The 12,577-nt window shown below is 38.1% G+C and carries 15 protein-coding genes; 13 read left to right on the top strand and 2 right to left on the bottom strand.

Features of this window, described 5'->3' with window-relative positions; translation table 11 throughout:
* Positions 1 to 21: 21 nt before the first annotated feature.
* The 7 genes from ACLNCS_RS02940 (at position 22) to ACLNCS_RS02910 (ending at position 6,429) form a co-directional block, all read left to right on the top strand.
* Positions 22 to 1,275, top strand: a complete 1,254-nt coding sequence (locus ACLNCS_RS02940) for a diaminopimelate decarboxylase (protein ID WP_004251617.1) — start codon at positions 22 to 24, stop codon at positions 1,273 to 1,275.
* A 132-nt stretch (positions 1,276 to 1,407) separates the two neighbouring features.
* A complete protein-coding gene (gene pflA, locus ACLNCS_RS02935) occupies positions 1,408 to 2,202 on the top strand; it encodes a pyruvate formate-lyase-activating protein (RefSeq protein ID WP_004251620.1) in 795 nt (264 codons plus the stop codon).
* A gap of 198 nt (positions 2,203 to 2,400) precedes the next feature.
* The gene (locus ACLNCS_RS02930; RefSeq protein ID WP_004251622.1) at positions 2,401 to 3,111 is read left to right on the top strand and encodes an ABC transporter ATP-binding protein; all 711 of its coding nucleotides are present in this window, start codon (positions 2,401 to 2,403) and stop codon (positions 3,109 to 3,111) included.
* Position 3,112: 1 nt separating this feature from the next.
* Positions 3,113 to 3,898: an ABC transporter permease gene (locus ACLNCS_RS02925; RefSeq protein WP_004251625.1), complete on the top strand. Its 786-nt coding sequence runs from the start codon at positions 3,113 to 3,115 to the stop codon at positions 3,896 to 3,898.
* A 1-nt stretch (position 3,899) separates the two neighbouring features.
* Positions 3,900 to 4,619: an ABC transporter permease gene (locus ACLNCS_RS02920; RefSeq protein ID WP_004251626.1), complete on the top strand. Its 720-nt coding sequence runs from the start codon at positions 3,900 to 3,902 to the stop codon at positions 4,617 to 4,619.
* A gap of 62 nt (positions 4,620 to 4,681) precedes the next feature.
* Positions 4,682 to 5,368, top strand: coding sequence for a response regulator transcription factor (locus tag ACLNCS_RS02915; RefSeq protein WP_004251628.1), 687 nt, complete (start codon positions 4,682 to 4,684; stop codon positions 5,366 to 5,368).
* Positions 5,338 to 6,429, top strand: coding sequence for a sensor histidine kinase (locus ACLNCS_RS02910; RefSeq protein WP_070677010.1), 1,092 nt, complete (start codon positions 5,338 to 5,340; stop codon positions 6,427 to 6,429). Before ACLNCS_RS02915 ends, ACLNCS_RS02910 begins: the two co-directional genes overlap by 31 nt.
* Positions 6,430 to 6,570: 141 nt before the next feature.
* On the opposite strand, the gene yidC is transcribed toward ACLNCS_RS02910, so the two are convergent.
* Both yidC and ACLNCS_RS02900 read right to left on the bottom strand, forming a co-directional pair.
* A complete protein-coding gene (gene yidC / locus ACLNCS_RS02905; protein ID WP_004251633.1) occupies positions 6,571 to 7,497 on the bottom strand; it encodes a membrane protein insertase YidC in 927 nt (308 codons plus the stop codon).
* Positions 7,498 to 7,574: 77 nt separating this feature from the next.
* Entirely contained in the window at positions 7,575 to 7,853 is a 279-nt protein-coding gene (locus tag ACLNCS_RS02900; protein WP_004251635.1) for an acylphosphatase, read from the bottom strand.
* A 33-nt stretch (positions 7,854 to 7,886) separates the two neighbouring features.
* Between ACLNCS_RS02900 and ACLNCS_RS02895 the strand changes: the two genes are divergently transcribed.
* The 6 genes from ACLNCS_RS02895 to ACLNCS_RS02870 all read left to right on the top strand — a co-directional run bounded on the left by ACLNCS_RS02895 (position 7,887) and on the right by ACLNCS_RS02870 (position 12,550).
* The gene (locus ACLNCS_RS02895) at positions 7,887 to 8,627 is read left to right on the top strand and encodes a TrmH family RNA methyltransferase (protein WP_004251643.1); all 741 of its coding nucleotides are present in this window, start codon (positions 7,887 to 7,889) and stop codon (positions 8,625 to 8,627) included.
* A 53-nt stretch (positions 8,628 to 8,680) separates the two neighbouring features.
* Positions 8,681 to 9,364, top strand: a complete 684-nt coding sequence (locus ACLNCS_RS02890; RefSeq protein ID WP_004251653.1) for a Bax inhibitor-1/YccA family protein — start codon at positions 8,681 to 8,683, stop codon at positions 9,362 to 9,364.
* A 95-nt stretch (positions 9,365 to 9,459) separates the two neighbouring features.
* Complete coding sequence (asnA, locus tag ACLNCS_RS02885) at positions 9,460 to 10,452, top strand: aspartate--ammonia ligase (RefSeq protein WP_004251655.1); 993 nt, start codon at positions 9,460 to 9,462, stop codon at positions 10,450 to 10,452.
* Between the two features lie 59 nt (positions 10,453 to 10,511).
* Positions 10,512 to 11,051 (top strand): 16S rRNA (guanine(966)-N(2))-methyltransferase RsmD, encoded by a 540-nt coding sequence (rsmD, locus tag ACLNCS_RS02880; RefSeq protein WP_254733654.1) that lies wholly within the window; start codon positions 10,512 to 10,514, stop codon positions 11,049 to 11,051.
* Entirely contained in the window at positions 11,041 to 11,529 is a 489-nt protein-coding gene (gene coaD / locus ACLNCS_RS02875; protein WP_004251661.1) for a pantetheine-phosphate adenylyltransferase, read from the top strand. The genes rsmD and coaD overlap by 11 nt, the downstream gene beginning before the upstream one ends.
* Positions 11,513 to 12,550: a SepM family pheromone-processing serine protease gene (locus tag ACLNCS_RS02870; RefSeq protein ID WP_004251664.1), complete on the top strand. Its 1,038-nt coding sequence runs from the start codon at positions 11,513 to 11,515 to the stop codon at positions 12,548 to 12,550. The genes coaD and ACLNCS_RS02870 overlap by 17 nt, the downstream gene beginning before the upstream one ends.
* Positions 12,551 to 12,577: the final 27 nt, after the last annotated feature.

The raw sequence follows: 12,577 nt of genomic DNA, 5'->3' as shown, positions 1-12,577 counted from the left end.
TAATGAATATGAAGGAGCCCTATGAAGACGCCATTTATTAAACGTGAAGACTTAGAAAAGATTGTTGAAGAGTTTCCAACTCCATTCCATCTCTACGATGAAAAAGGTATTCGCGAGAAAGCACGCGCAGTTAATGAGGCTTTCTCTTGGAATAAAGGCTTTAAAGAATACTTCGCAGTTAAGGCAACCCCAACTCCAGCTATCTTGAAGATTTTGCAAGAAGAAGGATGTGGAGTGGATTGTTCTAGTTATGTAGAACTCTTGATGAGTCATAAGCTTGGGTTTACAGGGGCGGAGATGATGTTTTCATCTAACAATACACCAGACCAGGAGTACGCTTATGCCCGTGAATTAGGGGCGACTATCAACTTGGATGCCTTTGAAGATATCGACCATTTAGAGCGCGCTGCGGGGATTCCTGAGATCATCTCTTGCCGTTACAATCCCGGTGGCGTATTTGAACTCGGAACGGATATTATGGATAATCCTGGTGAAGCTAAGTTCGGGATGACTAAGGAACAGCTCTTTGAAGCCTTTGCTATCTTGAAAGAAAAGGGAGCAAAAACTTTTGGGATTCATTCCTTCCTAGCTTCTAATACTGTGACTCATCTCTATTATCCAGAATTGGCGCGCCAGCTTTTTGAACTGGCTGTAGAAATCAAGGAAAAGTTAGGTATTTCGCTGGACTTCATCAATCTTTCGGGAGGAATCGGGGTCAACTATCGTCCGGACCAGGAGCCAAATGATATTGCTTTAATTGGTGAGGGGGTTCGTCAGGTTTATGAAGAAGTTCTTACGCCAGCAAGTCTCGGTCAAGTTAAGATTTTTACAGAACTAGGTCGCTTTATGTTAGCGCCTCATGGAATTCTAGTGACTAAAGTAACCCATAAAAAGAAAACCTACCGAACTTATCTCGGAGTAGATGCATCAGCTGTCAATCTTATGAGACCGGCTATGTATGGAGCCTATCACCACATCACCAATATGATGAATCCTGACGGTCAGACGGAAGTCGTTGATGTTGTTGGTTCACTTTGTGAAAACAACGACAAGTTTGCAGTTAATCGTGAACTACCTCAAACAGAAATTGGTGATCTGTTAGTCATTCATGATACAGGTGCGCATGGATTCTCTATGGGTTACCAGTACAATGCGAAACTTCGTTCAGCAGAGATTCTCTACACAGAGGACGGTGGTGCACGACTAATCCGCAGAGCAGAGCGACCTGAGGACTATTTTGCGACTCTCTATGGATTCGACTTTGACAAGGATTAGAAGAATTTTTGAAAATCATGAAAGTTGAAAGTGAAAAACAGTTTGTTTTCTAAAAAATAGACAAAATCTGTGGTTTTTCTTTTCAGGCATGATATAATAAAGCTATAAAACGGTTTCAAGGAAGGTGACGTGATGTCTGAAGAAACAATTGACTATGGACAAGTGACAGGAATGGTGCATTCGACAGAGAGTTTTGGGGCGGTAGATGGCCCTGGAATTCGTTTCATTGTCTTTTTGCAGGGCTGTCAGATGCGTTGCCAGTATTGCCATAACCCTGACACATGGGCGATGGAAACCAATAAATCTCGTGTACGAACAGTAGATGATGTTCTAGAAGAAGCGCTTCGTTATCGTGGTTTCTGGGGAGACAAGGGAGGTATCACAGTCAGTGGAGGAGAAGCTCTCTTGCAGATTGATTTCTTGATTGCTCTCTTTACAAAAGCAAAAGAAAAAGGAATCCACTGTACCTTGGATACTTGTGCCCTTCCATTCCGTAATAAACCACGTTATTTAGAGAAATTCAACAAACTAATGGCCGTGACAGACTTGGTTCTTCTTGATATCAAGGAAATCAACGAAGCACAACACAAGATTGTAACCAGTCAAACCAATAAAAACATCTTGGCTTGTGCTCAGTACTTGTCAGATATTGGGAAACCTGTTTGGATTCGTCACGTTCTTGTGCCTGGATTGACAGACCGTGATGAAGATTTGATTGAACTTGGGAAGTTCGTAAAAACTCTTAAAAACGTTGATAAGTTTGAAATCCTACCCTACCACACTATGGGAGAATTCAAATGGCGTGAACTTGGGATTCCGTATTCACTTGAAGGGGTTAAACCTCCAACAGCAGATCGTGTGAAGAACGCTAAGGAATTGATGGATACAGAAAGCTATCAAGATTACATGAAACGTGTACATGGATAAAAAGAAGCCTGATGGAAACATCGGGCTTTTAAGTTTACACAAATAAATACAAATAAGATTAAATTAAACAAAATTTTTATGATTTATATGACAATACAGATTTTATAAAGATTTAAAATTCTGAAAAAAATCCGAAAATTATTGGTTAATATATACTTGTTTAAAACGATAAAACAAAAAATTGAACAGGAGACATCTATGGAACAAAGTATTACCATTAAAAATCTATGTAAGTCATATGGTCACACTCAAATTTTAAAAGATATTTCTTTTGAAGCAAAAGCAGGTAGAGTGACTGCTTTCCTTGGTCCAAATGGAGCTGGTAAAAGTTCAACCTTACGTATCTTATTAGGATTAGACAAAGCAACATCTGGTCTTACCAAAATTGGAAATCAAACTTATAAGGAATTAAAATTTCCTCTAAAGACTGTAGGAGCTTCATTTGACAGTGTCGGAGCTCCTGATGATCGGACTGTTTATCAACATTTGAAAATTGTTGCTGCTAGTAATGGAATATCCAGCCAGCGAATTGAGCAAGTCTTGGATATGGTGGATATTAGCCATAAGAAAAAATCTAAAATAGGAAAATTATCATTAGGAGAAGGACAACGCTTGGGAATTGCAACAGCTCTATTAGGGGATCCTCAGTATTTGATATTGGATGAACCGACAAATGGGTTGGATCCAAGAGGAATTCGGTGGTTTAGAGAGTTTATAAAAAAACAAGCTCAAGAAGGAAAGACCGTCTTGCTATCATCTCATATATTATCGGAAGTGGAAGCAGTGACAGATGATGTGGTCATCATAAATAAAGGCAAAGTTCTTATAAAAGGGACTTTACAAGAAGTGATGAAAAATCTTTCTTCACTGGAGGAAGTCTTCTTTAGATTAACAGAGGGAGGAAAGTGACATGGCACTTATTTACTCTCTTCATTCTGAAATATTGAAATTACTTTATAAGAGAGCTACTCATGTTGTACTATTCTTGATACTAGTATTTCAAACGTTTTTAGCAAATATTGGTGCATCTCAAATTGTTTCAGTTGGTATCCATGCTACCCCAGAGACAACCCCAGAGTTAGTAGAAGCTATTCCCCCTATTGAATTTTTAGGTTTTGATGTTACTTTAGTTGGCGTTTTTTTTATGATTATCTTAGGCTCAATCTACGGAGCTGAAGAGTATAAAGGCTCTGCTATTCGCACAAGCCTCCTTTCTAATACGAGTAGAAGTACTTTCCTAGTTTCAAAAACATTAGTTTGGCTGGTATTTTCTTTTGTCATTTCCTTCCTATCAATATTTCTGACGATTAACATGACACATTATGTTTTAGGACAAGATGGTTTATTACTTTTTTCACTAAATGGGACAGTTTGGTTCTATATGTTTTTGGACAGTATAGCTTGGACGTTGTTGGGGCTTTTAGCCTATATTCTGGCTTTAACATTTAAAAAAGCCCTTGTTCCCCTATTGTTTTTGCTTCCTCAAGTCTACAATTTAGGAACATTCTTAGCCGATCATATATCAATTGCGAAATTTCTTCCAGTTTCATTGAGCTATGGACTGATTGCTACATCTCCTCAAATGTTAGAACAGAATAGTTTACAAAATATTTTGCTTTTACTTTGTTGGAATTTGTCATTCTTGGTTTTGGCAATTTACCGGTTACTTAAGTCAGATGTTGGAGGAGGGGAATGAGTTGAAAGAGCAATTTAAAAGTGAGTATCTCAAGTTTATTATGAATCCTTGGCATTGGTTGATTATAGGTGCTCTATTACTTTGTGTTCCGCCGATGGTTATTTTTTTAAATAGTAAACCAGATCAGTTGACCCTACACTTTGTTTTGGAACAGCTACTGCAAAGTCTCTATTTAGGACAGGCAGGTTTTATTAGTCTAGCTATACTATTTATAGGTCAAGAATTTACAGGTTCTAGCCTTCGTACAAGTTTTCTTACATGTCCAAATCGTTTAAAATTTATAATATGTAAACTAGCTATTGTGTTATGTGTGGAAATTGTATTATTGCTAGCTTTAATATCAGTATGTATACTAATTGCCCAAGGATACTACAATATCAATCTTTTGAGCAATATTAAAAATGTTCTAACAATCCTATTTCCAGTTTGTATTTCTATTTTAACCTTCTCTCTTTTAAGTGGTATTTTTGTATTTATTTTCCGATCTTTTACCTTAATTTTGGGAATAAGTTTATCTCTTTTATTGGGCTTGGGACAAATGCTACTACAATTCAGTTCTTTTTTTAGAAATTTACCATTACTAGCTAGTATGAACTGTTACTATATCCATCCTTTATCACTTTATTACCCAGTTTGGCAAGGTCTGGGGATACAAATAGTTTGGTTATTAATTGTTTTTGTAGTTGCTACACTGATACTTATAGGAAGAAATGTACGCTAAAGACAGGGGCTATCCTGTCTTTTTCTCAGTTAATGATATAATATAACTTAGGAGCGTGAGTTATGGCTTATAAAATTTTAGTTGTAGATGATGATCTTGCTATTCTTCGCCTAATAAAGAAGGTACTAGAGTATGAAAAGTATGAAGTAGTCATACGAGATAACATAGAAGAGATTGATCTTTGTGATTTTACAGGATTTGACTTGATTTTATTAGATATTATGATGCCTGTTAGTGGTTTAGAAGTCTGTCAGATGATTCGCGAGCAGATATCTGTTCCTATCTGTTTTATAACTGCTAAGGATATGGATGAAGATTTGGTGGCTGGAATCAATGCAGGAGCTGATGATTATATTATCAAGCCCTTTAGTATGCCAGAGCTTTTAGCACGTGTTAAAATGCACTTACGTCGTGAAGAACGGACTAAAGGAAATGTTCATCAAATAAAGATTGGGAAGCTTATACTATATACGGATAGTAAGGAACTATTTGTAAACGAAGATAAGATTGCCTTGACAAGGAGGGAATTTGATATAGTGAATCTTTTAGCAAGTAACCCAAGTAAAATATATTCTATAGAGGAAATCTATAATTATTTATATCCACAAAGTTCAGAAGCTCTTTTACGTTCGGTTTCAGAGTACATTTATCAAATTCGTCAAAAGCTGAAACCTTATCAATTAAATCCAATTAAAACCTTGTACGGTGGAGGATATCAATGGGTAGAATCAAAAGTTTTAGACAATTAATTCGAGAAACCTGCTGGAGAATTATTTGGCAGTTTAGTCTTGGCTTACTAATGGCCTATCTTATTCCCTTAGCTTCAGTATCTATACAAATAAATGAAGATGGGAAGCCTCTTAAAAATAATGATGTTCAATCAATTTTTTTTAATGTGTCATCATGGATATATATTTGTGTTTTATTGATTATTCTAATAAGTTATCACATTGGTAAATTGTTGAAAAAACTAAGTTATGAAATGAATTTGATTTATGAAAATAGTATGTGGCTTGAAAGCGAATGTACAGAAAGATTAACGGTTAAGGAGTTTCGTGAGACTGGTAATCGCATTATTGTGATGCAAAATCGTATTCGACAGCTATTAGATGATGAGAAGCAACAGAAAGAAGATTTGATGTTTCAGGTTTCAGCAGCTTCTCATGATTTAAAGACACCTCTAACTATCATCAAAGGGAATGCAGAATTTTTGCACATTTCCACTAAAGATGAGCAGTCTAAAGAATGTTTAGCGGATATAGTTCATGCTAGTCAACGCTTGCTTGATTATTTTAATCAGTTGATTCATTATTCTAAAACTTACTATGATGATGAGACAGGTTGGACGGAGTATTCTTCTTCAGATTTTATCAATGAATTAGAGAAAGAAGTCTCTTTTTTGATAAAAAATCAGATGAAGTTTTCTTTTGAACAAAATTTGAAAGGAACTGAAAGCTATTATATAAATCCATCTCTTCTGATTCGTGCAATACAAAATATTTTAACAAATGCTTTGGAGTATGCAGATAAACAGAATCCTAAAATTAAAATTAGGGTAGAGCAAGAGGGGAAGGAATTGAAAATAGGGATATGGAATAATGGCTCTGAATTTCCAGATGAAGTTTTAACTAATTTTGGGAAGCTCTTTTATCGTATGGATAAAGCTAGAACGGTTAAAGAGCAACATTTTGGTATTGGACTTAGTTTTGTATGTAGAGTTGCAAAACTGCACAAAGGCCGAGTTGAGCTTAGAAATAGAGACGAGGGAGCAGAAGTTTTAATGGCTCTTAATTGTATTAAATCAAAGTGATTTACTTACTAATTTGTTGTCATAGGATTTAAATAAATTAAGATGTGAAAGTAGATAATAAAAACGAATGAATGATACCTAGTTCATGAAAACTAATTGTCATTCATTCGTTTTTTTAATTATTGGATAGCACACGTAGCTTTATCTAGAATGTTGTTTTCCAGAATTGCGTTTTTTATTTTTCTTCTTAGCAGAAGTTGAGATAACTGCAGCTGATTCAGGAGTTACATCTTTACGAGTAGCTGAAGTTTTGCTTGCTTGTGGTGGGTTCTTGGCATATTCTTCGCGTACTTTTTTACGAAGTTTTGGACGAATGATGTAGTTGACGATGAATTGTTGAAGGATCATCATGAAACCACCGACAACCCAGTAAAGCGTAACGCTGGCTGGTGAGAAAATTGAGAACATGACAATCATCATTGGACTCATGTAAATCATCTTCTTAAGTTGTTCTCTTTGAGTCTCGTCTTCAACTCCGTGTAGTGAAAGGAGCGATTGGACGTAGTAGAGAACACCTGCACAGGCGATAAGAATCCAACTTGGAGAACCAAGTGCGATTCCTAAGAAGCTAGCTTCAGAAACACCTTCTGTATGTTGAGCAGCAAAGTAGATCGCTGAGAAGAAAGGCATTTGGATGAGGAGAGGGAAACATCCTACTCCGCCAAACATGCTGATACCGTGCTCTTTTTGAGCAGCAAAGAGAGCTTGTTGGGCTTCAAGTTTTTCTTCTTGAGTCGTTGCTTCTTTCAGACGAGTTTGATGTGGCTCAAGAACATGCTTGAGGGCGTTCATCTTTTCAGAATGAAGCGTTGCCTTCCATGATTGGTAGATACCAAGTGGCAAAATAATCAAGCGGACGATAATGGTTACGATAATAATAGCGACCCCGAAGCCTAGCCCTTTATCAGTAGCAAAGTACTTGATAGCTTCAGCCATAGGTGCTCCAATTGTATTCCAAATAAATCCTGTTGGTTGTCCAGTTGCTTTATCAACCTGGACACAGCCTGTCAAGACTAATAGCATAGCCACTCCCATGATAGAGAGGGCGATTCGTTTAATTGATTTCACTGTTTTTATTCCTTCTTTAAAAATTATACCTTTCTATTCTACTTTTTTTTTTGAAAATATACAATAGTTCTAGAGACCTAATTTGCTACTTTGAAATCTGAATAGGATGGGAAGTTGCTCAATTGAACATCTAGATAAGTTACTTTTGAGAAGGGAGTAGGTCCTTTTCGGATTTCTTGGATGAACTTAGCCATGATAGCTGAAGACTCTGCTTGGGCAAGAATTTCAACGGTTCCGTCATCGTTGTTCCAGACACGACCAGTGATTCCACCTATTTCGAGGGCAAGGGTATAGACGCCCCAGCGGAAACCAACGCCTTGAACGCGACCCTGTGCGATCATTTTGACCTTTTGCATACCAAACCTCCTTGATTGTGTTATAATACTCCTATGACTATTATAACCTCTAAAGCCAATTCTGTGGTAAAAAATGCCAAGAAATTGCATCAAAAAAAATATCGAAAATCTTCTTATTTAATTGAAGGATGGCATTTGTTTGAAGAGGCTGTTCAAGCAGGTGCAATTATAGAGAAAATATTTGCCCTGTCAGAGTATGGTGAAAAATTAACGGACTATCCTCAGACCGTCTTTGTGGCCGAAGAAATCTTGCTTGATTTAGCAGATTCACAAACTCCTCAGGGCATTGTAGCCATTGTTCAAAAGGAAGAAGAGCAGTTGCCGGATTTCACCTCTGGAAAATATCTTTTCTTGGAAGACGTGCAGGATCCTGGAAATGTTGGCACAATGATCCGAACGGCAGATGCGGCAGGTTTTTCTGGAGTCATTGTTTCAAGCAAGTCAGCAGATATTTATAGCTTGAAGACTCTCCGATCCATGCAGGGCAGCCATTTTCATTTGCCGATTTATCGGATGCCTGTTGAAACTTTTGTTGAAGAGGCTAAAAAGAGCAATTTACCAATTCTGGCAACTACTTTGTCCCAAAACTCTAAAGATTATCGTGAGCTTGCTCAGCTAGAAGATTTCGCCTTGGTCATGGGAAATGAAGGTCAAGGAATCAGTCAATTCATGACAGACCAGGCAGACCAACTGGTTCATATTACCATGAAAGGGCAAGCGGAAAGTCTCAACGTTGCCATTGCTGCAGGCATACTCATGTTTTATTTGAGTTAAAATAGTTTATTTTTGTTATAATCAGTAAAAAGATTTCATAAGGAGAAAAAGATATGAATCAAACAATTATTCAAGAACGTTCTGGTCTGAATCAATTTTATGCAAAAGTATATGCTTTTGTAGGGATCGGGATTGCTTTATCTGCAATCGTTTCAGCCTTGATGTTAACAACCTTCCAAGATCTTCTGGTTCAGTTAATGCTTAACGCCCGCATATGGTTAATTGTCACAGGAATTGTAGAAGTAGCTCTAGTGATTTTTGCGAGTGGTTTAGCGATAAAGAATAGTCCAGCAACCTTTCCAATATTCCTGCTCTATTCAGCGGTCAATGGTTTTTCACTAAGCTTCATTGTGTCGCTCTATCTTCCTGGGACAGTTTTGACAGCCTTTATCTCCAGTGCAGCCCTCTTCTTCGTGATGGCTATCATAGGAGTAGTCATTAAAAAGGATTTGAGTGGAATCGGTCGTGCTTTGATTGCAGCCCTATTTGGTTTGATACTAGCTATGGTTGTCAATATCTTCTTAAATAGTGACCTAATGGATTACATTATTAGTATTGTTATGGTGCTTGTTTTTGCAGGTCTCATTGCTTGGGATAATCAAAAAATTCGTTATGTTTACGAAGAGTCAGATGGTCAGGTCGCTACAGGTTGGGCAATTTCTTTAGCACTTAGCCTCTACCTCGACTTTATCAACCTCTTCCTTAGCTTCCTACGAATCTTTGGACGTGACGATTAATACTTTTAGAGCTCAAATGAGCTCTTTTTTAATTTTTACTTTCATTTTTAATAACAAAAAGGTATAATCTTTTTATTATTCAAAAGGAGGAACGTATGAAGAAAAGTTTTATCCATCAGCAAGAAGAGATTTCCTTTGTAAAAAATACCTTTACCCAATATTTAAAAGATAAGTTAGAAGTAGTAGAAGTGCAAGGACCAATCTTGAGTAAGGTTGGTGATGGAATGCAGGACAACCTTTCAGGTATTGAACATCCAGTTTCAGTTAAGGTTTTGCAGATTCCTAATGAGACCTATGAAGTGGTGCATTCACTTGCTAAGTGGAAACGCCATACCTTGGCTCGTTTTGGTTTTGGTGAGGGAGAAGGTCTCTTCGTTCACATGAAGGCTCTTCGTCCAGATGAAGACTCACTAGATGCGACTCACTCAGTTTATGTTGACCAGTGGGACTGGGAAAAGGTCATTCCAAACGGACATCGCAATCTTGCATATCTTAAAGAGACAGTTGAAAAGATTTATAAGGCCATTCGTTTGACAGAGTTGGCAGTCGAAGCCCGCTATGATATTGAGTCAATCTTGCCGAAGCAAATTACCTTTATCCATACTGAAGAGTTGGTTGAACGCTATCCAGACTTAACACCTAAAGAACGTGAAAATGCTATCTGTAAGGAATTCGGTGCAGTCTTCTTGATTGGTATCGGTGGTGTATTGTCAGATGGAAAACCTCATGACGGACGTGCACCGGACTATGATGACTGGACAACAGAATCTGAAAATGGCTATAAGGGTCTGAACGGGGACATTCTAGTTTGGAATGAGAATCTTGGTGCAGCCTTTGAGTTGTCTTCAATGGGGATTCGTGTCGATGAAGACACTCTTCGTCGTCAGGTAGCTATTACAGGAGATGAAGACCGCTTATCTCTTGAATGGCATAAGGCTCTCTTGAATGGACTCTTCCCATTGACAATTGGTGGAGGAATTGGACAGTCTCGTATGGCCATGTTCTTACTTCGTAAGAAGCACATCGGTGAAGTTCAAACCAGTGTTTGGCCACAAGAAGTTAGAGATACTTACGAGAATATTCTTTAATCAATCGAACCGAGAGGTTCGATTTTCTTATTTCATCAGAATTTGGTATAATATACCTTATGAAAATCGTATCAGGAATCTACGGAGGACGTCCTTTAAAGACCTTGGACGGGAAAACAACGAGGCCGACATCGGACAAGGTCCGAGGGGCTATTTTCAATATGATTGGCCCTTACTTTGAAGGAGGGCGTGTGCTAGATCTCTATACTGGTAGTGGGGGCTTATCCATTGAAGCAGTTTCAAGAGGGATGTCCAGCGCTGTCCTAGTTGAGAAGGATCGCCGAGCACAGAATATTGTGGCAGAAAACATTCAGATGACCAAGGAAACCTCTAAATTTCAATTATTGAAAATGGAATCCAGTCGCGCATTGGAGCAAGTGGATGGTGTCTTTGATCTCATCTTTTTGGACCCTCCCTATGCAAAGGAACAGATCGTATCCGACATTGAAAAAATGGCTGAGAGAAATCTTTTTTCAGAAGATGTCATGGTGGTCTGCGAGACCGATAAATCAGTAGAGCTTCCAGAAGAAATCGCCTGTTTAGGCATCTGGAAGGAAAAAATATATGGGATTAGTAAGGTGACGGTTTATGTCAGATAAAATTGGGCTATTTACAGGTTCGTTTGATCCAATTACCAATGGTCATTTGGACCTTATTGAACGCGCAAGTAAGCTCTTTGATAGATTGTATGTGGGAATTTTTTATAATCCACACAAAAATGGATTTTTACCGATAGAAAGTCGGCTAGAGACGGTTGAAAAAGCGGTGGGACACCTTAAAAATGTCCAAGTCATTGCCTCTCATGATGAATTAGTCGTTGATGTTGCTAGAAAACTGGGTGTCCATGTTCTTGTTCGTGGTTTGCGTAACGCTGCGGATCTTCAGTATGAAGCCAGTTTTGATTTTTACAACCATCAATTAGCAGGAGAGATTGAGACAGTCTATCTCCATAGTCGCCCAGAGCATGTTTACATCAGCTCTTCAGCTGTGAGAGAACTATTGAAGTTTGGTCAAGATATTAGCAAGTATGTACCAAATGCTGTCTTAGAGGAGTTAAAGAATGAAGAAAAAAACTAGATGGCCCATATATTTAATCATCGGGCTCATTATCACTTTTATATCTTTTACGGTACCACTTCCTTATTACATTGAGGTGCCAGGGACTTCAGAAGATATTCGAAAGGTTTTACAAGTAAATAACCAATCTGACCAAGAAGAAGGTTCCTACCAATTTGTAACAGTTGGAGTTAAGCACGCTAGACTGGTTGACTTGGTTTATGCTTGGCTAACACCTTTTACGGACATACATAGTGCTAAAGAGATGACTGGTGGTTCGTCAGATGCGGAATTTATGCGAATCAACCAGTTTTACATGGAAACTTCGCAGAACATGGCCAAATATCAAGGTCTGAAGGCAGCGGGCAAGGAGATAGAACTCAAATACCTGGGAGTCTATGTTTTGACCGTAACAGATAACTCAACCTTCAAGGGTATTCTCAATATCGCTGACACAGTAACGGCTGTCAATGATAAGACTTTTGAGAGTTCTAAGGAGATGGTCGACTACGTTAATTCTCAAACGCTAGGTGACAAGGTTAAGGTTACTTACCAAGAAGACGGGAAAGTCAAAACCGCTGAAGGAAAAATCATTACTCTGGAAAATGGGAAAAACGGTATTGGAATCGGTTTGATTGACCGCACAGAAGTGTCAAGTGACGTGCCAATCAAGTTTTCAACTGCTGGCATTGGTGGTCCGAGTGCTGGAATGATGTTTAGTTTATCCATCTATACGCAAATTGCAGATCCAACTCTTCGAAATGGACGTATCATTGCTGGTACAGGAAGTATCGACAGAGATGGAAATGTTGGTGATATTGGTGGAATTGACAAAAAAGTTGTTGCTGCTGCAAAAAAAGGAGCTACTGTATTCTTTGCTCCTAACAATCCAGTAACTGAAGAAGCTAAAAAGGCCAATCCTAATGCTAAAAGTAATTATGACACGGCTGTAGAAGCGGCTGAAATGATTAAAACAGACATGAAGATTGTTCCTGTAAAAACACTTCAGGATGCAATTGATTACTTGAAAAACAACCCATAGAATATAGTGCAAGTCCATAGACTAGCG

Origin of the sequence: Streptococcus sp. CL9.43, assembly GCF_049737935.1 — a bacterium.
Classification (GTDB): Bacteria; Bacillota; Bacilli; order Lactobacillales; family Streptococcaceae; genus Streptococcus; species Streptococcus infantis_I.
Note: the sequence above shows the minus strand (reverse complement) of the source record. Positions and strands in the feature narration are given on the sequence as shown.